The sequence below is a fragment of the Brevibacillus choshinensis genome (assembly GCF_001420695.1).
GTDB classification, from domain to species: domain Bacteria; phylum Bacillota; class Bacilli; order Brevibacillales; family Brevibacillaceae; genus Brevibacillus; species Brevibacillus choshinensis.
In genome coordinates this window covers 959,558-982,463 of record NZ_LJJB01000010.1, presented here as the reverse complement: position 1 = coordinate 982,463, position 22,906 = coordinate 959,558, and the positions used below count along the sequence as shown (strand labels likewise).

Sequence of the window (22,906 nt, the reverse complement as noted above, 5' to 3'; positions counted from 1 at the left end):
ATGGAATAAGATGAACAAGCCATCATTGGAAGAGGGCCTGTTGCAATATGTAGAGGAATTGAAAGACGAGAGTGAAATGACAGAAAAGCAGCGGAGCATTCTGCGAGCGTCGATCAAGCTGTTTGCCGAGAAAGGATTTCATGCCAGCTCTACTGCAGAAATCGCCAAGGAAGCCGGGGTTGCTGAGGGCACGATTTTTCGGCACTACAAGTCCAAAAAGGATATTCTGTTAGCAGTAGTAGCTCCGGTACTGGTCAAGTTCGCTGGACCCTTTATCTTGAAGGACGTCCGTGAAATTTTTCGAGAGCAGGCGAAAAAACCGTTCGCTGAAATCGCGAAGGAGCTGTACCGCAATCGTCTTGAAATGATCATCACCAACGAAAGAACGATCCGCATCCTGTTACAGGAAGCATTCTTTCATGACGAGATACGAGAAGCACTGATAGCCACTGTTTTTTCCGATGTAAAGGCAATCGTACAAAAGCTGATCGAGGACAAAATCATCGCAAAAGAACTACGTTCCATGCCAACAGAGGTCGTCTTTCGGGCCCTGCTGTCCTCCATGATAGGCTTGGTGTTGTTTCGACAAGTACTGGATAAGGACGATTTTCGCAAGCATAGCGACGAAGAGCAGATTGATCTCACCGTAGATATTTTGATGAATGGGATTGGATATAGAGAATAATATTTTCGCTGTGAATAAAAATTTTATCGATAAGTGAACCGTGATGGGCCGATTTTGGCTATGGAAATTGATTCAGGGAATGGTATAATTGCAAACAACTTTTTGCTGTTAACCATGGAGGAGAGAAAAGATCATGTATCGTTTATCAGAGAGAGAATGGCAGGCATATACAGAGAAATACAAGGATCGTGCCCGCATGCTCATTTCTTGTCCGGACCGCCCTGGAATCGTGGCAGCGATTTCTCATTTCTTGTACCAGCAAGGGGCAAACATCGTTCAGTCGGACCAATACACGACGGATCCGGAAACAGGTCGCTTTTTCATGCGGATTGAATTTGACTTGACCAATCTGGAAGAGCGCTGCGAAGTGATCAAGGCAGCGTTTAGACCCATTGCCGAAAGCTTTGACATGGATTTTTCCCTGGTACAGGCGAGCAAACGCAAGAAGGTAGCGATCTTTGTGTCCAAGGAAGATCATTGCTTGCTGGAGCTGCTGTGGCGCTGGAAGTCGGGCGAGCTGTATGCAGATATTTCAGTTGTCATCAGTAATCATCCAGATATGAAAGAGACGGTCGAATCGTTTGGCATTCCGTATCACTGCATTCCGGTGACCAAGGATAACAAGCCGCAGGCAGAAGAGGAGCAGATCGCTGCAGCAGCAGGTGCGGATGTAATCGTGCTTGCTCGCTACATGCAAATCCTCTCCCCGCGCTTTTTGGACGATTACGCGATGCGAATCATCAATATTCACCACTCGTTCTTGCCAGCCTTTGTGGGTGCGAAGCCGTATGAGCAAGCATATCGCCGCGGCGTGAAACTGATTGGCGCGACTGCCCACTACGTGACAGAAGAGCTGGACGCAGGTCCGATCATCGAGCAAGACGTACAGCGTGTGACTCACCAGGAAGATGTAGAAACACTGAAGCAGCTGGGGCGCCAAGTAGAGCGTACCGTACTCGCGCGTGCTGTCGGCTGGCATCTGGAAGACCGCGTGCTGGTGTATGGTAACAAGACGATTGTGTTCCCTTAGATATAACGAAAGACTGAAAGGCCCATCCTTTTTGGAGTGGGCCTTTTTGCTGTCTACGCTCGCGTTCCCATTGTTAACTGAAAATAATCTTCTAGACTCTGAAAATAAAGATTTAGACTTGTCATCGAGTAAAATCAGAATACTTGTTAAGATAACAGGTTCGATAGCGGAATAAACACAAATAGAGGCTGCGGTAGTAAGTTCACTAGTGCGGCAGACTTTCTTTTTAGATACCGCTAGTGGGAAATACATCCGGGAAAGATCTACAATCCTGGGCATGTAGATTGGCATCAGAAACTGATTTTACGCCCGTGTCGTAGACAACCGTACCGATGGCATCACGCAAGATGAAGCGGAAGGCGTCGAAAGGGCCTGAAAGTTCTTGCAGCGTAAGCTCCGAGCTGAGAGTCTCGGTCGTGCCCGTTAGGGTGAACGTCCGGATACCGGTAGCGGTGACCACCAGTGACAGGCTGCCATCAGGGAGGGCTGTGCAAGTAGGTGAGCTGATTTGAACAGGCGTATAGACAAAGCTGAAGTCACCGAGGATTTCGTCTGTCGGCGTCGGCGTAGGAGTGGTTGGCACGGTATCGATAAATGTATAGGAGAACGAGCTGCTTCCCGGATCGCAGCTTGGGCAGATATCGGCGAGCAATTGTTCTGTCCCCGTATCAGCAACACCGTCGAAGAAGACAGTGGAGTTGGTCAAGAGAGCGTTGGCCGTTCCCTGGCAGTCGCAGTTTCTGCGCGGGAAGATATCCGGACACTGTGGTGGGAATGTGATCGGCGGGCAGATAAACGATGGAGTTGGTGGAGGTACGGGAATAATCGGACGCGGGTGACAGAACTTCGCCAACACTTCCAGCTTCACTTCTGCTTCTACCTGGATCTCTTTGCAGATGATGACTTCCAGTTCCACCATTCCGCCCAAAAGAATGGTGTTGTTCGGCATGCACTCGACGGCAGTAATGCGGCAGAGGATGTTGGATTCATCCAACGGTTCCGGCAGGCAGAGCACGATTTCGTCATCAAATTGGATAGTAGCCGGGAATTCGCACAGCAGCGTGCCGTTGGCAAATACGCGAATCAAGAGCGTTGCGCCGAACAAGAAACGAACGATAGCAATAGGAACGACGTTTCCATTGACGATGATGTTTTCGCGCCGGATGCCAATGATGGTGCAGGAAAAGTCCATAGACTGTGTAGGTTGTGGTTTGGGGATGAGCGGGAATGTCGGAGGAACGATTGGCTCCACGCATTGGATGGTGATGTTTTGTCCGGTACGGATGGCTTCATCTACCAGCGGTCGGCAATCGTCCGGGATCGGGACTTTATTTCGGTCCCTATTGGCGGCAACGACCCAGTCGTACACCTTTTGGACGCGGATGCAATCCGTCGGAAGTGGCGCAGCCGTTGGCAGAGGTGCAGGAGTCGGAGGGGGTGTGGGCGGTGGGAAAATGATGATCGCGATTCCGGCTAGAAAGGTTCCAGACACATCGATCAGAGCGATCTCGGTATTGAAGGTGGGACTGGCGGGATTCGTGTCGATCTCCGAAACATCGTTAGAAAATGCATTCGTGACATAGGCGCGATTGCCATCCGGTGTGATCGCAATAGCGGCGTGGCCATCTCCGGAGAGCGGGATTTTCAAGATCTCCGTGTTGAAATTGGGACTGGCTGGGTTCGTGTCGATTACGGAAGCGTCGGGGGAAAACAAATTGGCAATATAACCGCGTGTGCCATCCGGGGTGATCTGAATTTCTACGGGACCTACTCCAGTTAAGGATATGTTATCGATCTCGATGTTATAGGTGGGGCTGGCTGGGTTCGTATCGATAACGGAGACATCGTGGGTGCCTAGCTTGGTGACATAGGCGCGAGTGCCGTCTGGGGTGAAGGCTACGTCAATCGGATTCATTCCGGTTACGGGAATCAGGTCAATTTGGGTGTTGAAGGCGGGGCTGGCGGGATTGATATCGATTACAGAGACATTGGCCGAATCGAAATTCGGTACATAACCGCGGGTGCCGTCCGGGGTAATCATAAGAATAGTCGGCCCCAATCCTGTTAATCCGATTGTACCCGTCATCGTATTGAATGTCGGACTGGAGGGATTTGTGTCAATGATGGAGATATTGTTGGTCATTTGATTCGCGACATAGGCGCGATTGCCGTCAAGGGTGATCACGATACCGGTGGGGGCGGATCCAATTCCCAGCAGCGGTATCCGTTGAATCTCGGTGTTGAAGGTAGGACTGGCGGGATTCGTATCGATCACGGAGACATCACCGGAGGTATTGTTCGTGACATAGGCACGCATTGTATCCGGTGTGACTGCAATGATGAGAGGAGTCGTCCCCGATACTGTTATCAGTTTAATCTCGGTATTAAAGGTAGGGCTTGCCGGATCTACATCAATCACAGAGATATTGTCTGAGCCCCTATCGGCTACATAAGCTAGTTGAGTCATAGTTACACTCCTTCCTCTTGAAATTTTCGTTACAAGTAAGAACTTTTTATTTTATGGGGCTATTATCATTTAGGTATAGACTAATGATGACCTAAACAACAAATTAAAAAGAAAAATCCAGAAATGTTGAGTTGGGGGCTGGATCATATCCAAGTTAACGCTAATGACTTTGACTAGGCCTGCGACGTCAAGCGGTCTCTCAAAACATTAATAACGGTGTTATCAACGAACAAGAGTACGAACAGTTAAAACAAGCGTCTGAGAAAATTAAAAATTCCCCTGAAGCGTATGTTTCTGTAGTACCAACTCCATAAACCGAGCGGTCACAGGACGTTGCCCACTCTCTTTATCGCGCAAGCACAAGTACATGGGGCGCTTGAGATCGATCCCGGGGACAGTCACGCGTCCCACCTCTCCCCGTGCAACCAGCTCGCTGACTGCCAGTGCGGGCGCAAGCATAGTGCCGTAACCTGCACGAACGGACTGAATGGATTCAAACAGACCGTGGTACTGCAAGCCGACCTGTGGAGGCTGCACCTGGTGCTCACGACAAAGCGAAAATAGCTTTTCTCGCGTGGAACTGCCAGGCTCACGTAGTAAAAATGGCTCCTGAACCAGTGTCTCTAAAGGGATTTCCTGGCCAGCGTAAGGATGGCAAGGAGGCACGATGAACCAGAAGCGAATATCCATCAGGTGCATTCGATAAATGGGGAGATCATCCCACACCTCATTGGTAATGATAGCGAGATCTGCTTCGCAACGAAGTAATCGCTCGATCGACTTTTGCGAGTTTCCTGTACGGATGTCTACTTCTACATGGGCATACTTTTGTTTGTAGCTTGCGAGCCACTTCGGGACCAGATAATGAGAAGGAAGAAAAGTAGAGGCGAGGCGCAATCGTCCTTTTGTTCCTTCTTTCATTTCGTTGAGCTGCCATTCGATTTCTTTTTCCCAATCGTATATACGCCGGGCTTGTTCATAAAGAAAACGGCCTTCGTCTGTCAGGGAGATGCCTCTACCTTCTGGGAGTACCAGAGCGATGCCCAGCTCGTTTTCCAGCTTGCGGATTTGGGCGCTCACGGCTGGCTGACTGATCGTAAGGGCATCGGCAGCAGCGGTCACACTGCCGCGTCGAGCGACTTCTACAAAGATACGGAGGGCGTGTAAGTTCATAATCATTCTCCATTCATCACGTTTGCTTATGATTCAGTCAGAAAGATGTATTGGATAATCGTATGACTCCTTTGTACTGTAGAGCATAAAGCACGATCAGGCAAAGGAGAAAATCATGAAAGAGATAAAGGGGAAGACACAAGTCATCGCAGTAGCATTGGTGACAGCATTTTGTTTGTTGGGTGATTCCATGTTGTATGTGGTGTTGCCTATCTATTGGCAGGAAGCAGGCTTGTCCTCGCTATGGGAAGTGGGGATTTTGCTCTCTATTAACCGCTTGGTTCGCGTGCCGCTTGGACCGTTGGTAGGCAAATGGTATGAGCGAGCAGGGGGACGGATCGGGCTGGTCGTGGCGGTCATACTCGCGTTTCTTACTACGGTTTCCTATGGGTTTCATGGATTTTGGATTTGGCTCGTCATGCGCAGTGTGTGGGGGATTGCCTGGACGTTTCTCCGATTGGGGGCGTACTCATTGATCGTGTCTGTGTCAGAAGAGAACAATCGCGGTCAACTGATGGGGTTGTACAACGGGTTGTATCGATTAGGGAGTCTGGGCGGAATGATCGCAGGAGCTCTGCTTGCCTCCTGGTTAGGTCTCGGCACTACCGCTCTCATTCTGGGATGTTTTTCGCTACCTGCACTGGCACTAGTGTTTCTCTACATACGTCCCTCGTTTCAAAAGCGTCACGTATACACAGACGCGGTCAGAACCACCGAGCGCTTTTGGAAGCAAAAGAGTGTCTGGGCGACGATGGCGACAGCGCTCGTTGTGGCGATGGTGTACCAAGGGATGTTTGCATCCACACTGAGCAGGCTGATTGAAATTCGGCAACCAGTCGTTTGGATCGGGGGACTGGCGCTAGGCGCGGCTGTCATAGCAAGTCTTGTTCAGGGAGCGCGATGGGGCTGGGAACCGTGGGCGGCTCCCTGGTTTGGCAGATTGTCCGACCGTTATGGGAGAAAAAGCATCTTTGTTTGGGCCTTGTTGGCAGCAGCTGTTTTATTTGGCGTCTTGCACGCTCCGGTGTCCTTTTCCCTCTGGATCTGTATTCTGATGGGAATCCAGCTGACGGCGACCGTCTTGACTACGGTCATGGATACGCTAGCAGCAGACGAAGCGACCAGACAGGCAAACAGTACGGCGCTGATGACGCTGTACTCGGTCGTCACTGATGTAGGAGCTGCTCTAGGGCCGCTGCTTGCCTTTTGGATCGATGGTCGTCTGGGACTGGATGTGATGTACGTAGCGATTGCTGTTCTCTTGCTGCTGCTCGCGATTATTTGGGGAGGTCAGCTGCAGTGGCATAAGAAGCGAAGTGTTCTTTGATTTTGGTCATGACGTGCGCGATCGCCTCTTCTTTATCCGGGCCGTGTAGGATCATGTGGTTGGAATGCTCATACCAGCTGATTTCCGCGGAGGCTGCATCGTTTACGCTGGACGCGAGTATTTCGGCGCTGACGGCGTGGACGGTATCGTCATGGCGAGCCTGCAAGAGAACGTAGGGGGTGGTGATCTTGGGCAGGAGCGGCTTGGTTTCAGATAAAAGTCGACGGAACTGTACCATGCTACTCAACGGAATTCTGCCAATGCCTTGTATGTAGCGACGAGAGTGAGTCGGGAAGTCTTCGCGCAAGTAGTTCATAGCTTCCTTTACATCCCAGTATTTATAAGGGGTATTGAGTGTGATCAGGAGCTCCACCGGGTAGGTCGTCGTCAGGTGAAAGGCGAGGAGTCCACCCATGGAAAAACCGATGACAACGATCGAATCCGCTCGCATCCTCAGGCGTTTGTAGGCTTCGTCAGCGGACCGCAGCCAATCATGACGGGTGCTTTTCGCCATCTGACGGCGCGTGGTTCCGTGTCCTTCCAGTGTGGGGCACTCTACCTGGTAGCCTTCTTCACGCAGACGTTTGGCTAAAGGGAGAATGTCGTTCATGTCTCCGGCAAATCCATGAATAAGGAGACAACCGACTGTTTCTGTCATCCTGTATCGCCTCTCAAATGGGAATTTGTTTGTATACGTATTATATACCGGAAGCGGTAAGGGCGCGACTTTGAGCGTGCGGATTACAGATATGGATAAGAAAAACGGGGGTCCAGCTCCTTTCCAAAAGTGGAACGGCGTCCAAAGTAGCCGGCTCGAGGGCTTCTCAGAAGTGGACGCTCAAGCGTGTTCCACTTTTTCCACTCCGCTTGGGCTGTGTCCCAAACGCCTTCGTTCTTCGTTCTTTTCTTGTTTCACCAACGCCCTTCGAAGCGCAACGATTGGGATAATTAAATTTTCGCCTTGAATAACAGTAAAACAGGTTGCTAGAAACCACAACAGCTCGCAGGAGAAGCATGTTTCCAGGCGGAGCGACTTCGGAACCCAGCCCAACGGAGCAACGAATTCACGGGATTAAGAAGCGGTACCTTTGTGTTACCTCGAAGCGGCTACCACTTTACCGCTTCCCCGTGAATCGTTGTGGAGCGGACAGTCTATACTCCTTTGTGGGGTGTAAACGGGGCCCCGCCGAACACGAGCGTTAGCTTGTGTTCGGTGGGTAAAGACCGGAGCGCAGATCGGAAACCTGCTTCTCCCCACCTCAGCTATGTTGGTATTATAAAAAAAAGACCTCACGCGTCGGCATGAGATCAAAAATGGGTGTGTGGTTATGATGTCCGTGCAGCTTACAGTCCGATCGTTTTGAGAGCAGGGGATACAATCAGTTTTGGTTCTGTGCACGCCTGAATGTCTTCAGCCGTGTAGCCTTCTGCCACTTCCACGAGCACGAGGCCATCTGGAGTGACATCGAGCACAGCGCGGTCTGTAATAATGCGGTTTACGACCTGTTTCCCTGTGAGAGGAAGTGCGCACTCGTTCAAAATTTTCGTTTCCCCGTGCTTGTTGACGTGGTCCATGATGACGACGATCTTTTTGGCGCCATGTACCAGATCCATCGCCCCACCCATGCCTTTTACCATTTTACCAGGGATCATCCAGTTAGCCAGATCGCCCTGTGCGGATACTTCCATCGCGCCGAGAATAGCGAGATCGATGTGTCCACCGCGAATCATGGCAAAGGATTCGGCACTGGAGAAGTAAGCAGCACCTGGGATCGCGGTTACCGTTTCTTTACCCGCATTGATCAGGTCGGCATCGAGCTCATCTTCCGTCGGATATGGTCCGATTCCCAGAAGGCCGTTTTCGGATTGCAGGACGACCGTTTTACCTTCTGGGATGTAGTTAGCGACCAGAGTAGGCATCCCGATTCCCAGATTCACATAAAAGCCATCCTCGACTTCTTGAGCAGCACGAGTGGCGATTTGTTCACGCGTCAGCGACATATCTGTTTCCTCCTTATGAATGGCATTGAATTCCGGTTACGATTAGGAGCGGACCGTACGACGCTCGATTCGTTTTTCAAACGATGGCGCCTCGATGATGCGTTGTACGTAGACGCTCGGTGTCTGAATATGTTCTGGATCCAGCTCGCCTGTTTCTACGATTTCTTCGACTTCGACAATCGTGATTTTGCCAGCTGCCGCCATCATTGGGTTGAAGTTTTGTGCGGTCTTGCGGAACACGAGGTTCCCCATTTTGTCCGCTTTCCACGCTTTGATGAGCGCAAAATCGCCTGTGATGCCTTCCTCCAGCAAATACTCCTTGCCGTTGAATACGCGTGTTTCCCGACCTTCTGCGATCGGTGTTCCTACGCCTGCAGGTGTGTAAAAAGCAGGGATCCCTGCACCACCCGCGCGTACTCGCTCAGCCAGCGTACCTTGCGGAGTCAGCTCGACTTCCAGCTCTCCAGAGAGGAATTGACGTTCGAATTCCTTGTTTTCACCTACGTAAGAGGAAACCATTTTTTTGATCTGCTTTTCGCGCAGCAAAAGGCCCAGTCCCCAATCGTCTACACCGCAGTTGTTGGAAACGACTGTGAGATTGCCTACTCCTTTGTCGCGCAAGGCGATGATCAGATTTTCAGGAATCCCTACGAGTCCGAATCCGCCCACCAGCAAAGTAGCACCATCGTGGATATCGGCCACGATGTCTGTGTAAGAGGTAAAAATTTTTGCCATGTCGATCACTCCCACCGTGAAAAAATGACGTAAAAAGCTAAAGGAAAGCGCTAACAATCAGTAGCGCAACAACGTAATTAAACCGCTTTCTTTTATCATACAGGATTGGAGTTACAAAGAAGTGACGAAAGTAACAACTACATTAATAAAAAAATATAAAAAATGACAGAAAAGTGGTACAACTACTGTGTTTATTCTGTAAAATATATTTTGCCAATTATTATTGTTATTTGGAAGAAACATGAGGCGAAATACGCGGGGCAGCAGGGGTGTATGGTATGAAAAAATGGATCAGTCTTTCAATAGTAGCCCTCTTGCTCACGGGCTGCGAAAAGCTGGACAGCGAAATCGCCCAGTTGAAGAAAAACGATGAGGAGACCGTCATCAAGGTCAAGACGGTCAATGCAATAACGGTTGAACAAAGTCAGGATGCTTTGACGATGGAGGTATCTGGCGTAGTGACACCACGTCAGGAATTGGCTCTATCTTTCGGGGCATCAGGTAAAATTGCACAGATCTTGGTTCAAAAGGGAGCGAGCGTCAAGGCGGGTCAAACATTGGCTACACTGGACGCTGCAGCCCTGCAGCAAGGAGTAAATGCTGCCCAGGGGCAAGTGGCGAGTGCGAATATTCGTCGCAGCAAAGCCGCACAGGGACCAGAGACTCATGAACTGCAGACGCAAAAGCTGCAGGTGGAAAAGGCGAAACAGACAGCTGCAAAGGCAGAGCAGGAGCATGCGCAAGCCAAGGTGCTATACGCAGGTGGAGCCATTTCCAAAGATGAGATGGACAGACTCGCCCTGGCTGAACGGCAGACCAAGCTGGATTTGCAAGAAGAGGAAGTCGCTTACGGAAAGCTGTTAAAGGGTGCGGATCGATTAGATGTGGAGGAGGCCAACGCAGAAGTACAGCAGGCCAATGTCCAGTTGACTCGGGCCAAACAGGAAGCGGCTGACGCCGTGTTGAAAGCTCCCTTCTCTGGTGTAGTGGCAGCAATTCCACAGGCACAGTCCGAGCAGACAGGTCCGGGCAGCGAAGTCATCCGACTCGTGGACACATCGCAATGGCTGGTCAAGCTGCAAGTGGAGAGCGAGCAGATTAGCAGCTGGCAAGCAGGGGCTGCTGTCACAGTGAAAGCGCCAGATGGCAGTCAGGCAGAGGGGAAAGTCACATTCGTCTCGCCAGTCATGGATCAAGGATTGGGCACGTACCCGGTAGAGGTGACCGTTACGGGAAGTGATGTCAATTGGAAGGGCGGCATGACGGTTACCTGTCAGTACGCACTGGAGTCGAAGGATGTTGCTCTCGTGCCTGTCAGCAGCGTGGGGATTTCCGAAGAAGAAAACTACGTGTTGAAAATCATTGAAAATACAGTGGAAAAGACTCCGATCAAAGTGGGAGCCATCCATGGAACGTTCTACGAGGTAGTGGAAGGACTGGAAGTAGGCGATCAGATCGTAGGATCAGGACTTTCTTATCTGGTAGATGGCGAGGCGGTGAAGGTGGCTGATGAGTAATCGGTCGTTTGTATCCATAGTTCCCGCTTTGGCACGTCTTCTCGCAGTCGTTTGCTGCCTGCTGGGGATTGGCGCTGTGATTCGGATGGACATTACCACTTTTCCGGATCGTCCGGTACCAGTCTACACGATTCATTTGACCGTTCCGGGATTGACAACTGGCAAGATCGACGAGACGGTCACTCGGCCAGTAGAGGAATCTGTCCGAGCGGTTGGGAACGCGCTTACGATTACGTCCGAGTCACATCCAGGCTCTGCGTCCGTCACCGTAGAGACCACTGAACGCATCGGGTCTGATTATAAGGAACGTTTGGAAAAGAAACTGAGTGAAGTGACAAAGCAGCTCCCCGTTAAGCAGTGGAGCATCAATCAAGACAATCTGAATGAGAATCGAATCGGGTTTTACCTGCTGCACGGCAACGATGTACAGACGTTATCAGATGTGGCCCATTACACCGTGTACGAAAAGCTTATCAGCCTGCCCGGTATCGCACGTGTAGAGATCGATGACAGCTCGGTCCAAAAACAAGTAGACATTTTATTCCGTCCTTCCATGCTGCTCGCGTACGGGCTGACACCAGGCGATGTCCTCGATCAGCTCCCAGGAGACGTGATCGACGAACAGATGGGAACCGTAGGCCAAAACAAGGATCAGGCATCCTTTCTCTGGTCCAGCATGACGGAAGGGCCACAAGGCTTGGGCAAGCAATTGATTGCGACGGATCAAGGATACGTCACGTTGAAAACACTGGCGGACATTCGCGATTTGCGAGGCAGTAAAGGAGACGAAGTGAGTGTCTATCGCGGCTCACCTGCGGTAGGAATTACCCTTTTGGCTGCTGATGTGGGACAGGTTCCCTCGATGCGTACGCAGGCTGCCGAAGCGATACGCGAATTGAACGAAGCAGCTGGTGGCAAATACAGGATCGATCTGTTTGACGACCACGCCGGGCCTCTCGCGGGTGCGGTCTGGCAGTTCACTTTGCTCGCGGCACTTGCTGCAGTAGCATGCTCGGTGCTCCTCTACGTTTCCCAGAGGAGCGTGGGAGTTTCACTGCTCTCGTTACTGGCGGTCGTCATGGCGACTGGTTGTACTTTGGGGGGCATGTGGCTCACGGGAATCCCGCTGACCTATACCTCGATTGGCCCGGTCATCGTCTTTTCCCTGTTGTACACGGGTGCTGGGTCTGCGCTTGTTCAGCGATTGAGGCGGCAAAAAGGGAATTCTTTTCCCATCAGTTTGCAGGAGTCATGGAAGCTGCTGAAGCCGCTCTTACTCGGGGTTGTGATCCTAGCGGCGTGCTGGACAGGTCTGATGCTGACCGATTTGCTCGAAGGAAGAGACCGGATCGTGCTTTACGATGCTTGGCCTGTGCTCGTACTGGGTACAGTAGCTCTCGTCCTCGTCTATGGATTCATCACTCCGGTATTAGCAGGAACGTGGCTACCAGGTTTGTCAGCTCAGCCTATTCGTCAAGCTCGTAGTCCAGGAAAGGCGACAGGCTACTTATGGAAACGCTGGGAGCGCTTCGTGAAGCAAGGGTATTTACCTTACGGGATTACACTCGTTGCCTCTCTTCTTTTGGTCGTACTGCTCCATTCTTTCGTGATGGTTGATGAATATGGGAAACTGGCGACCAATGATAAGACGCTCACGTTGGAAATGGTTCAAGGAAGCAGCGTGGATGATGCGATGAGAGCGTCCCAAATCGCTGACGAACGATTGCGTGAACTCGCTGAAATTAACGATGTGTATACGGTGGCATCCAAGGATAGACTGTCGCTGCATCTAAAGCTGGCAGACAGGTACGACTGGACGATGACGCTCGCGGATCTGGAAAAGGAACTGGACAAACGCCTTCGAGACATTCCGGGGACGGACCCGTTCGCGTTTGTCGTGAGTGAGGATATGAAGACGCGTCTAGAATTTACTGTGAAGGGACCCTCCTTGCTCACGACGCAAGGAATCGCACAGGAAGTACTGACTCAGCTGCAAAAGTACACGTCACGTGATGAAGACGGACGAGAGATCATTACCGATGAAAGAATCGGAGAAGGCTCAGAGAATACCATCATCGAAATCCGTCCCAAAGCGGACATGCTGGCACGGTATCGGGTATCCGAAGCAGAGATTAAAAAGCAATTGGAAAGCTATCTAGGGGAAAAGTCAGCGGGGAGCGTCTACTGGAACGAGCAAAGTGTACCTGTAGTGGTGCGCTTTCCAGACAAGTGGATGGAGCATCCCGATCAGGTGAAAAACATTTTGATCCGCACGCCAGCGGGAAAAGTTCATCTGGGAGACCTCGTCCATTGGCAGGTCGGGAAAGTGCCGCTTGTTTATCAGCGCGAGGATGGCCTGTACGTCTTTACGGTAAGCAGCGCCGTTCGGGATGCGGGACGGATTGACTCGCTATCCTATGTCTTGCCTTTGCGGATGCAAAAGACGATGATCATTCCCGAAGGATATTCCATTTTGAACGCAGATGAGCTGAAAAAACTGAAGGAAGAGCAAACGGACAAAGTAGACTGGAGTGGGCGTGTGCTCGTTACCACAGGGCTCATCGCCACCGTTCTAGTAGCGAGTCTTCTCTTGCAGCGCAGGAAGCGTGACGGATTGCTGGCCCTGGTAATCTTGCCAGTCCTGTCGGGAGCTGTCTTAGTGGGATTACTGATCATGGATCGACCGATGAACGGAATGGCCTTTTACGGCATGATGGGAGCTGGCGCGATCCTGCTGCAGCAAGCGCTCGTCTTGCTAGATGATATGTTTGCAGCGAGGGGAGAGGGAGAAGAGACTTCGATATGGGATGCGGTCCGCTCTGGCTTTGGGCGAGCTCTAGCCAGCCAATGGACTGTCTTCGCCTCCGTCTTGATCGCTAGTCTGCCACTTTCTTTCGGATGGGGGGCAGGAGTGGATCCGTTCGCTTCCTTTGCTTGCACCCTTCTTTTCGGAACTCTGCTCGCAGCATTTGCTGCTATTGTCCTTGTACCAGGCATACACCATGCTACGGAGTGGTCGCAAGCGACAAAGACCGAGCTCACCCTCCCAATCGTTCTAGAGCGCATCCAGGTCTGGTGGGAGAACGAAAGAGTACGCAAGCAAGATGTGAGAGAACGCAAACGTTGGCTCAAACAACGAAGGAAAGAGCTACTCTCCGACAGAGGGGGCTCAAATGCTCAACCTCCAAAAGACTTGTCCAGAGAAGACTTCCTGCCTCTGCCGGCACAAGCGACCGACGCTAACCAATAAGGGTGGCGTCGGTTTTTCGTCCAATCTCATGTTAAGATAAGTAAATAGGAAGAGAAACGAGGGAGGAGACCCAAGTGCGCCGATATAGCAAGCTCTTTGACTACATTCTGTTGGCCGCCGTCCTCATAGGACTATTCATCTCGTCGTCCACGCCCTACTACAAGCAAGACATGCGGGGCAAGCTTTCGGAGATGGCGGGAGAAAACAATTGGGGAGACCGCATGGCAGACTGGTCGTTCCAGTACGCGGGTAAGGAAATCAGTGTGGAGGAAAAAGGGATTGGGGGATTCATCGAATTTTTCCTGCGCAAGGCTACCCATTTTTCTGTCTTCGCCGTGCTCGCCCTAAGCTTTTATCGCGTTTTCCGCCATCGGCTTTCCTTTCCAGTTGCTTTGCCCTGGAGTGCCTTTTTTAGCTTGTTGGTCGCGGTGCTCGATGAATGGCATCAAACATTCACTCCGGATCGCACGGGAATGGTCGGAGATGTGCTGTTGGATGCCTCCGGTTCGGTGTGTATGTTAGTAGTGGTAACGATTGTCTACTTGTATTCCAGAAAAACCATGTCATAATAGAAATGGTGCTCAACCTCTAAGGGGAGTACGCTTCTCCTATGTGTTTATCGAGAAAGAATAGGCTTTTCAGTATTTGAATTTCTCTGTTATACTAGGAGAATGAGGCTTCGGGTTGAGGTTCTCACCATTTTTCGGAAATGATAAAAGGAGTGCAAACTGGATGGCAGTACAAGTGGGAAGCATCATCGAGGGAAAAGTGACAGCGATTAAACCGTTTGGGATGTTCGTAGCAGTCAGCGAAACCGAGCAGGGGCTGGTCCACATTTCCCAAGTAGCAAACGGTTTTGTAAAGGATATCAATGATCACTTTACCGTTGGAGCACAAGTAAAGGTTAAAGTTCTCTCCATTGATGATGCAGGCAAAATCTCGCTTTCGGTTCGCGCAGCACTCCCAGCGCCTGAGCGTCCGGAACGTGAAGAGCGCCGTGGCGGTGGATATCGTGGAGGCGACCGCGGAGGAAATGCAAAGCGGGATAACGCAGGTTCCTTCGAGGACAAGATGAAAAAATGGATGAAGCATAGCGAAGAGAACCTTGCAACAATTAACAAAAAGAATGCAAAACGCGGCTACTAAGCCTTGCGATAACGCTATACGTAAAAGGACGGGATCCATTGACCCGTCCTTTTTCTATTTTTTTGCTCTATCCGATCAACGGAGCAGTAGTCCCCAGACCACCTTCTACGGGATGTCCTTCCCGGCGCCAATATTCGATTCCTCCCAGCATTTCCTTGACCCGAAAGCCGAGAGCCGCGAGTTTGGCTGCTCCTTTGGTGGCACCGTTGCATGCGGGACTCCAGCAATACACGACGATGAGCTTGTCGCGATCGAGCGCAGCTGTTGTTTCCGAGGAGATCGCTGGATGAGGTAGATGGATAGCACCGGGAACATGGCATTCCTGATAGGCTTTTTCACTGCGGACATCGACGACCTGAAAGCCGGTTACTCCATGATGCAGGTCGTTCCAGACGTCAGACACATCCGTTTCCACAGAAAGCTTGTCGAGAAAATGACGGGCAGCCTGATCAGCAGTGGCGGCTGGGGTTTGTAAAACGAGAGACATAATACTTCCTCCTTGATCGATGGGATGACTATAGCGTAGCATGGTAGTTATCATCAGAGTTATCTATACTATTCGATGAAATGCATTACTTATTTCTATGGGAGGTCATCACATGGAGCTGGTCTATCTGCATACATTTCGCGAAGTCGCCAGATGGGGCAGCTTTACGCGGGCGGCGGAAGAACTGGGGTACGCGCAGCCAACCGTGACCGCACAGATGCAAAAGCTGGAACAGTCGTACGGAGCGCCGTTGTTCGAGAGATTTGGCAGAAAGCTGCGCTTGACGCAGGCAGGGGAAGTTTTGCTGCCGTATGCCAAAGAATTGATTCGCCTCTATGGGGAATCTAAAGATGTCGTGAGCCGTCAACTGAGCGGACCGATCCGCATCGCTACCATCGACACCCTGGCTGCTTTTTATCTCCCGCCGCATTTACAGATGTTCCGTCAATCGTTCCCAGATGTGGATCTGATTTTGCAGACAGGGAGCGAAGACACTATCCTGCAGCAAATTAGAGAAGGCTTGGTGGATGTTGGTTTCATTTTTGATAGGCTTTGCACGGATGACGATTTAGTCACACGTGTGGTGCGCGAGGAGGAGCTCGTGATTGTCATGCCTCCTGATCACCAGTTAGCTTCAACTCTGGCAATCACTGTTCACGACCTCCAAGACGAGTCCTTGATTGTAACGGAAGAGGGCTGTACGTATCGGGGGATGCTGCTCGAAACATTACGGGATGAAGGAGTCGCGCACAGGATCGCCTGCCAGTTTAGCAACCCGGAGGCGATCAAGCAGTGTGTTCGATGCGGTTTAGGAGCAGCGTTACTGCCGCAAATGGCAGTCGAAAAAGAAATCAGGGAAGGCTCGCTTCGGGCAGTTCCGTTTCACACTGACAAGCCGCCGTTTTTCATTCAGGTGGTCTATCACAAAAAGAAATGGCTTTCGCAGGCGTTGGAACAATGGATTCAGAACGTTACAAGTGAGGGAGGGGGGAGCTTATGACGATGACTCCGGAAGAGTCAGTCGTTCCGGGCGTCCTGCTTTATACCGTCAGCTATTACAGCCAGGGCCTGCTCGTCAAGGCAGCACTTGCGATTCCAGAAACATACTCTCAAAAGAAAGAGCCCATGCCTGCCCTGCTCTATTGTCGAGGCGGTATTCGAGGTGTCGGGAAGGTACGACCAGAGAGAATCAGTCAAATGGCTTCGTTTGGCTATATCGTACTCGCTCCCCATTACCGGGGCAACGAAGGTGGGGAAGGCAGGGATGAATTTGGGGGAGCAGATCGCCACGATGTGTTTGCGGCGTACGAGCTGCTGCGTCAAATGCCGGAAGTCGATCAGAAGCGAATCAGTGTCTATGGGTTTTCCCGCGGGGGGATCATGGCGCTATTCGCTGCGATGGAATGCGAAGGTTTGCTTTCAGCCGTAGTGTGGAGCGGGGTGAGTGATCTCCTTTTGACCTATGAGGAACGAGTGGATTTACGACGTATGCTTCGTCGGATTGTCGGCCATCCGCGCAAACAAGAGGACGCCTATCGAGAACGCACTCCCTTGTATCGAATCGAAGAAATTGCCTGCCCCGTCCTGATCATCCATGGAACCGCGGACGAAAATGTAGGCGTCGAACACGCGCACAGACTGGAACATTCGTTGAGCGAGGCAGGGAAGCCACATGAAATATGGCTGGCGGAAGGTGCCAGCCACTTGTTTCAAGGAACAGATATGGAGACGTATACACGCCGTATGTTTGCCTGGCTGGATGAAAAAGGCCAGGAGCGCTTGGAAAGCATCCAAAAGGAGACCGATTACGCTAAGGCAAGTGAGGCTGGAGAGGCAACGAGATAATGATTTCTGTCCCTTCTCCCAGCTTGCTGTTTACTTGAATGTCTCCTCCGTGGTTTTCCACCATTCTGCGGGAGATTGGCAATCCGAGACCGGTTCCTTCTTCTTTTAAAGAGAAAAACGGGTCAAAAATACGGACAAGATATTCTGGCGATATGCCATCTCCCGTATCACGCACATGAAGGTGTACAGCATGTTCGTCCAGGCGGCTCTCGACAGTGAGAATGCCGCCTTCTTTCATGGCTTCGATGCTGTTTTTCATCAAATTGAGGAGGATCTGCTTCAACTGCTCTACATCAACGTGAATGCGCGTATCCGAATCGCATCGGTCGACGATTTCAATGCCATGCAGCAACGCCTCTGCTTTCATCAAAGGCAGAATCGAATGAAACACTTCTGCGAGTTTGACCTCGCGATAATTCGGTAAAGACGGTTTGGAAAGCATCAACAGCTCCGTGACGATTCGATTGACCCGTTCGATTTCCTGCAAGATGAGTGGCAAATAGTGACGTTCCTGCTCCTGATTAGACAGTCGCTGCTGCAAAAGCTGGATGAAGCCGTAAATGACGGTCAGCGGATTGCGAATTTCATGCGCGGCTCCGGCTGCCAGCTGCCCGACCATGGCCAGCTTTTCCGATTGATTCAAGTATTCCTGCACTTGCTCCTGCTCAGTAATATCCAGGAGGGCGACCATCCAACCGGTCTCATGCTCATGTTGGTGGTTGTGCAGGGGGATATAGGATACCAAAGCAGTGAAAGGTGTCTCGTCGTGCTTCAACAGGGTCATTTTCCGGTTCACAAACCAGGGGGAATTTCCCGCGCCTTCCCATAGAGTAGCGGAGTCCTTCATCACTGGGTACCCGTTGGCATCCAGCTTCACCAGATGCTTTGCCAGACGGTTCACGTGGACATCCACGGAAACGTAAGGTCGCGTAATAATACCGACAGGGAGAGAGTTGAGGATTTGCTCACGCACGTTTCTCTCCTCGATTAATACCTGGCGTTGCGCTTTATCCTGTGCAAACAAGGTTGCGATGTTCGTGGACATCTTGTTGAATTCGGCAGCGAGTTCGGAAAACTCGTCCTGATGCTTGTAGACGATCTGTTGGCCAAACGTTCCTTTTGATACTTCACGGACCTGCTGCATCAGGGACTGGATAGGGCGTAGCAGCTGATTGCGAAAGTAAAAGGTGCAAAACAAACCGAACAAGATGGAAGCGACAGATACCGAATAGGTCAGGATCAAAGAGACTTTGATGCTGTCGTTTGTACTCTGGAATTCTTTATTCGTCTTGTACTCCAGTTGATTCAGGGAAAAGGAAAGGTCTCGTTCCAGCTGATCTATCAGCGGTTGAACCTCATGCGAGAGTACATAGCTGACGGCAGGTACGTTGCCTGCCTTTAGCAGCGGATTGATCTTGTTCAAAAACAAAAAATCCAGCTTCGAGATGGACTCGATGATGGTAAAAAGCTCGCTGTTTTCTTCCGTATGAGGAATGCCAGCAAAGCGCGATGTATCAATGAGATTGGTGTAGTAATCGTCCAGGTAAGACTGATCGCGTGTGAGCGTATACGTCTTCAACGAGTACGTTTTCGTGTAGATCTGATTTTTGACTTCCAAGAGGGCGCTTGTCTGCGGCAAGATACTTTGGGTCAAATGCATCTCGTCCGAAGTGACTTTGGTCATTTGGTAGCTGAACAAGCTGGTCACGCAACCGATCAAGAGCATCATCACAAGATAGCTGAGCATCATTTTTTTCTGGAATCCCAGATTAGTAAGCACTGACATACGGACTATCCTCCAAACGAAACAGGGTGTTGAAGGAGCTGTTTCAACTCCCTGTCTATTTCTTCCCGAATCTTTTGTGGAACCATGGGACCAAAAGGACTGAACTGATTGACGCCTTCTCCCAAGCCGTACATGACTTTCCCGCTCGGAAGCTTGTTCTGTGTAAATTGCTCCATGATGATGCGATAGCACTGGCGCACATCCTGTACCATCGAGGCAAGGACGTAATCAGGGGCAATGTATCGCTGGTCTGCGATATACCCGATGGTGTAGACTTTGGCTCGCTGTGCTTCCGTGATCACTTCCAGGTTGAAGCTGTCGCCTGTGGTGTAGATGACATCTACCCCTTGGGCAATCATTTCCCGTGTGGTGCGTACAGCGCCCGCGATGTCATTAAAGTCCGGCACTTTTCCTATGACGACATTCGTGTGTGGGGAGGCTTTTTTGACACCCTCCTGGAATCCGTTGACTTGAGCAAATTCAGGGGGCTTGTCCACGAGGATGTAGCCGACCTTTCCCGTACGAGACATTTTGGCCGCAAACATGCCGACCAGATAGCCTGTTGGCTTCATGTCGTAACGAATTGTCGTTTGATTGGGATACGGTGCTTCGCCATTAAAGGAGACAAAGCGGGTATTCGGATAAGACCGTGCCACTTGTGTAAAAGGATCTGAGAAAATAACGCCATGGCCGAGAATCAAGTCGTAGTCATTGGACGCGTACTTGGTGGCTGCAGCCTTTAACTGATCAGGTTTAAGGTTGTTAGCGATTTCTAGTGAGAATCCAAACCTCTTCTGAAGTTCCTTCATGCTCTCTAGTGCACTGCTGTTCCAGCCCTGGTCGTATGTAGGGCCTTCGAGAAGCAAAGCGACCCGGAGCTTGTCTGTAGAATGTCCTCGTTCATTTATGACTTGAAGATGTGTCATGCTGATGAGAAATTGGCTCGTAATGAGCAATAGCAACCCAGCGACCAAACCGGTAAATAGGACGGGGAATGGGTGCAGTTTGGGCATGGATGATTCCTCCAGTGATTTAGAAAAAGAAAAATAACCGCAATTGAACAGACTTCTATAGTGGGAAGGAAAAATCCTGCTGAAAAAAAGAGGAAACCCGCGTACAAATACGCGGGTTCTTTGTCGGTCGTATTAAAATTTGGTTCCACGTTGCAAAGAATTCTGATTGTCCGTTGTATGCGCGATCTGCGGTGACATGGACATGTTCGGATTAGGCTGCGGGTACGGAGTAAAGTATTGGTTCAGGGATTGAATGGCTTGTGGAGAAACGTGTCCCTGATAGACGAGAGCGGCCGGAGATACTTGGTTGTTGAAGGCCGTTGCCTTTTCGTTGTACGCAGGTTGGTTGATGGCTTGGTTCTGATGGAACGTGGCTTGTTGGTGGTGGAACATGGCTTGCTGCTGATGAGACTCAGCGTGGTAGCGGTGCAGTTGTGCGTGCTGTTGATGAGCGAAAGCCAGTTCGTGGTGTTGACGTGTATGCATCTGCATCTCCTCCAGAACATGCGGTTTTTTCATAACGAATGGGTTCTCAAGTCCCTTCAAAGTATGTCCAACAGCAAGAGGAACATACAGAGGAATGCTGAGATGACACTGGGGCAGGATAAAAAAATAAGTTGCTACGAAAAAAAGGAGGATAATGGAACATGGAAAATGATCAGATTGAAATGCCGCAAATAGAGATTCCAGATGAAGTGAGACAAGTAGAAATACCTGAGATTGGCGAGACGACTCCGCATCCCAAACCGGACAGTCCGCTTGCATCCAGCGATACAGCAGGTCATGCAGAAGGGGAAGCCACAGGAGCTGTCATCCAACATATTGGATTTGTTCCACCGAAGATCTGGTAGAATCAGCTTGAAAAACAGAGAAAAGCGAGGTTTTTGAAAAAGTTCGACAGCTTGCCTTTAGGTTCGACAAAAGAAGTCATTATCTCTCGTGGACAAGCTCAGCTATTTCTGCAAAAGTAGAAAGAAGATGTGAGTATGGAAGCGAAGGGGATTGGACATCATGGCCCGAGTGCTGATTGTAGACGATGCTGCCTTCACGAGACGTATGCTGACTGACATGGTGGGTGGACAACACGAGATCTGTGGCGAGGCTAGCAACGGTTTGGAGGCAATTGAAAAATACAAATTACTAAAGCCTGACATCGTGACGATGGATATCACGATGCCAGAGATGCACGGGATCGACGCGATGGAAGAGATTCTGGATTATGATGGCAATGCCAAGGTGCTGATCTGTTCAGCGATCGGTCACAGGCAAAAGGTCCTCGAAGCCATGAAAAAAGGGGCACGTGACTTTATCGTCAAGCCATTCCAGAAAGAACAGATTCTAGATGCGATCACCCGTATTCTATAGGATGAAATGAACCGACCGCCGATCCTTTGAAAGGAATGGCGGTCGTACTTTTTGCTTGGAAGCTCCCCAGATTAGAGGGAAATGCTTGTCCCCACACCAGCCACCAACGCCCGCTCATAGACGGTCTTCGCCACAGCAGTATCCAGATAAGCAATCCCTACTGATTTGTACAACGTAATTTCGTCTGCATGCTCGCGACCCACTTTTTTGCCCGTCACGATTTCACCCAGCTCTGCGTACAGTTCATCAAAGCTCCATTCACCTTTGCTGACCGGGATGAGCAGATCGCCCGCTTCGTGCAGAGCGCCTTCTTCGGTATCGACGACGACCTTGCTACTTTGGAGCACCGTCGTCAGATCGACCTCCTGCATATGTGGGAGGAAAGCACCGATTGCGTTGACGTGAGTGCCAGGTCGCAGACGTGCACCATCAAAGAGTGGAGCAGTCGCTTTTGTACTGCAGATCACAATATCAGCTTTCTCCACTGCTTCATTTGCGTCTTCCACGACCGTGATCTCTCCGTGCCATTCCGGATAATAGGCGAGGAGTGTTTCCTTCAGTTCGTCCGCCTTGGCTCTCGTGCGGTTGTACAGGACGATCTGTGTCAGCTGACGGACTTCCATCACTGCCTGTATTTGTCCCAGTGACTGTGCGCCACAACCGAGCACGGCGCAGCTCGAAGCATCTTCCTTGGCCAAGTACTTGGTAGCCACTCCGGTGCTGGCACCTGTGCGCATTACCGTAAGCAGGCTCGCATCCATCATCGCGACATGCTGACCGGTTTTGGCCTCCGTCAAGAGAATCACGCTCTGGAGGGACTTGATCCCATGTGCATGGTTTTCTGGAAAGATGCTGATGATCTTCACGGCTACGTAATCATCGGACTCTAGATACGAGGGCATGTACAAGCTGGTCGCTCCGTATTTGGGATGATCAATGGCTGTACGCACAGGTGTCACCACATGTCCTTCCGTATGATCACGGAATACTTTCTCTACATCGCACAAGCATTCTTTCATGGTATAGATGCGTTGGATATCCTCTCGGGTCAAGATGAGCATGTGATCCTTCCTTCCTGA

21 protein-coding genes are annotated in these 22,906 nt (G+C 50.7%); 11 read left to right on the top strand and 10 right to left on the bottom strand.

All coding sequences use genetic code 11. The annotated features are described in order from the left end of the window. The first annotated feature begins 10 nt into the window (after positions 1 to 10). Together AN963_RS14945 and purU are read left to right on the top strand one after the other, a co-directional pair. Entirely contained in the window at positions 11 to 685 is a 675-nt protein-coding gene (locus AN963_RS14945) for a TetR/AcrR family transcriptional regulator (RefSeq protein ID WP_055745350.1), read from the top strand. A 133-nt stretch (positions 686 to 818) separates the two neighbouring features. Next, positions 819 to 1,715: a formyltetrahydrofolate deformylase gene (gene purU, locus AN963_RS14940; RefSeq protein ID WP_055745349.1), complete on the top strand. Its 897-nt coding sequence runs from the start codon at positions 819 to 821 to the stop codon at positions 1,713 to 1,715. Between the two features lie 226 nt (positions 1,716 to 1,941). Here the strand turns inward: purU and AN963_RS30360 are convergent, their stop codons facing one another. Then, positions 1,942 to 4,182 carry a BMQ_0737 family morphogenetic spore coat protein gene (locus AN963_RS30360; protein ID WP_083496949.1) on the bottom strand — a complete coding sequence of 747 codons (2,241 nt, stop codon included), beginning with the start codon at positions 4,180 to 4,182 and terminating at the stop codon, positions 1,942 to 1,944. Between the two features lie 267 nt (positions 4,183 to 4,449). Then, positions 4,450 to 5,355, bottom strand: coding sequence for a LysR family transcriptional regulator (locus AN963_RS14930; RefSeq protein WP_055745348.1), 906 nt, complete (start codon positions 5,353 to 5,355; stop codon positions 4,450 to 4,452). A 115-nt stretch (positions 5,356 to 5,470) separates the two neighbouring features. Between AN963_RS14930 and AN963_RS14925 the strand changes: the two genes are divergently transcribed. Then, positions 5,471 to 6,682: an MFS transporter gene (locus AN963_RS14925; RefSeq protein ID WP_055745347.1), complete on the top strand. Its 1,212-nt coding sequence runs from the start codon at positions 5,471 to 5,473 to the stop codon at positions 6,680 to 6,682. Here the strand turns inward: AN963_RS14925 and AN963_RS14920 are convergent. The 3 genes from AN963_RS14920 to AN963_RS14910 form a co-directional block, all read right to left on the bottom strand. Next, on the bottom strand, positions 6,633 to 7,340 hold the full coding sequence (locus tag AN963_RS14920; protein ID WP_055745346.1) for an alpha/beta hydrolase: 708 nt from the start codon (positions 7,338 to 7,340) through the stop codon (positions 6,633 to 6,635). The two genes, AN963_RS14925 and AN963_RS14920, sit on opposite strands and share 50 nt — an antisense overlap. 686 nt (positions 7,341 to 8,026) lie before the next feature. Continuing rightward, complete coding sequence (locus AN963_RS14915) at positions 8,027 to 8,683, bottom strand: CoA transferase subunit B (protein WP_055745345.1); 657 nt, start codon at positions 8,681 to 8,683, stop codon at positions 8,027 to 8,029. Positions 8,684 to 8,725: 42 nt separating this feature from the next. After that, positions 8,726 to 9,418 (bottom strand): CoA transferase subunit A, encoded by a 693-nt coding sequence (locus AN963_RS14910; RefSeq protein WP_055745344.1) that lies wholly within the window; start codon positions 9,416 to 9,418, stop codon positions 8,726 to 8,728. Between the two features lie 278 nt (positions 9,419 to 9,696). Here AN963_RS14910 and AN963_RS14905 point away from each other — a divergent pair, with 278 nt between their 5' ends. The 4 genes from AN963_RS14905 to AN963_RS14890 all read left to right on the top strand — a co-directional run bounded on the left by AN963_RS14905 (position 9,697) and on the right by AN963_RS14890 (position 15,331). Further along, a complete protein-coding gene (locus AN963_RS14905; RefSeq protein WP_055745343.1) occupies positions 9,697 to 10,935 on the top strand; it encodes an efflux RND transporter periplasmic adaptor subunit in 1,239 nt (412 codons plus the stop codon). Next, a complete protein-coding gene (locus AN963_RS14900; protein WP_055745342.1) occupies positions 10,928 to 14,185 on the top strand; it encodes an efflux RND transporter permease subunit in 3,258 nt (1,085 codons plus the stop codon). Before AN963_RS14905 ends, AN963_RS14900 begins: the two co-directional genes overlap by 8 nt. A gap of 74 nt (positions 14,186 to 14,259) precedes the next feature. Continuing rightward, a complete protein-coding gene (locus tag AN963_RS14895; protein ID WP_055745341.1) occupies positions 14,260 to 14,754 on the top strand; it encodes a VanZ family protein in 495 nt (164 codons plus the stop codon). A gap of 163 nt (positions 14,755 to 14,917) precedes the next feature. After that, on the top strand, positions 14,918 to 15,331 hold the full coding sequence (locus AN963_RS14890) for a S1 RNA-binding domain-containing protein (protein WP_055745340.1): 414 nt from the start codon (positions 14,918 to 14,920) through the stop codon (positions 15,329 to 15,331). Positions 15,332 to 15,398: 67 nt separating this feature from the next. On the opposite strand, the gene AN963_RS14885 is transcribed toward AN963_RS14890, so the two are convergent. After that, positions 15,399 to 15,818 carry a rhodanese-like domain-containing protein gene (locus tag AN963_RS14885; RefSeq protein WP_055745339.1) on the bottom strand — a complete coding sequence of 140 codons (420 nt, stop codon included), beginning with the start codon at positions 15,816 to 15,818 and terminating at the stop codon, positions 15,399 to 15,401. Between the two features lie 112 nt (positions 15,819 to 15,930). Here AN963_RS14885 and AN963_RS14880 point away from each other — a divergent pair, with 112 nt between their 5' ends. Next, positions 15,931 to 16,818, top strand: a complete 888-nt coding sequence (locus AN963_RS14880) for a LysR family transcriptional regulator (RefSeq protein WP_055745338.1) — start codon at positions 15,931 to 15,933, stop codon at positions 16,816 to 16,818. Beyond that, positions 16,815 to 17,663, top strand: a complete 849-nt coding sequence (locus tag AN963_RS14875; RefSeq protein ID WP_055745337.1) for an alpha/beta hydrolase family protein — start codon at positions 16,815 to 16,817, stop codon at positions 17,661 to 17,663. The genes AN963_RS14880 and AN963_RS14875 overlap by 4 nt, the downstream gene beginning before the upstream one ends. Here the strand turns inward: AN963_RS14875 and AN963_RS14870 are convergent. The 3 genes from AN963_RS14870 to AN963_RS14860 all read right to left on the bottom strand — a co-directional run bounded on the left by AN963_RS14870 (position 17,629) and on the right by AN963_RS14860 (position 20,948). Then, positions 17,629 to 19,449, bottom strand: coding sequence for a sensor histidine kinase (locus tag AN963_RS14870; RefSeq protein WP_055745336.1), 1,821 nt, complete (start codon positions 19,447 to 19,449; stop codon positions 17,629 to 17,631). The genes AN963_RS14875 and AN963_RS14870 overlap by 35 nt on opposite strands. A gap of 5 nt (positions 19,450 to 19,454) precedes the next feature. Continuing rightward, complete coding sequence (locus AN963_RS14865) at positions 19,455 to 20,462, bottom strand: BMP family ABC transporter substrate-binding protein (RefSeq protein WP_055745335.1); 1,008 nt, start codon at positions 20,460 to 20,462, stop codon at positions 19,455 to 19,457. Between the two features lie 132 nt (positions 20,463 to 20,594). Then, positions 20,595 to 20,948 (bottom strand): hypothetical protein, encoded by a 354-nt coding sequence (locus AN963_RS14860; protein WP_055745334.1) that lies wholly within the window; start codon positions 20,946 to 20,948, stop codon positions 20,595 to 20,597. Positions 20,949 to 21,109: 161 nt separating this feature from the next. On the opposite strand from AN963_RS14860, the gene AN963_RS31350 reads away from it, so the two are divergent. Beyond that, entirely contained in the window at positions 21,110 to 21,313 is a 204-nt protein-coding gene (locus AN963_RS31350) for a hypothetical protein (protein WP_055745333.1), read from the top strand. A gap of 160 nt (positions 21,314 to 21,473) precedes the next feature. Continuing rightward, positions 21,474 to 21,827 carry a response regulator gene (locus AN963_RS14850; RefSeq protein ID WP_055745332.1) on the top strand — a complete coding sequence of 118 codons (354 nt, stop codon included), beginning with the start codon at positions 21,474 to 21,476 and terminating at the stop codon, positions 21,825 to 21,827. 71 nt (positions 21,828 to 21,898) lie between these two features. Here the strand turns inward: AN963_RS14850 and AN963_RS14845 are convergent, their stop codons facing one another. Continuing rightward, positions 21,899 to 22,888 (bottom strand): ornithine cyclodeaminase family protein, encoded by a 990-nt coding sequence (locus AN963_RS14845; protein WP_055745331.1) that lies wholly within the window; start codon positions 22,886 to 22,888, stop codon positions 21,899 to 21,901. Positions 22,889 to 22,906 lie beyond the last annotated feature (18 nt).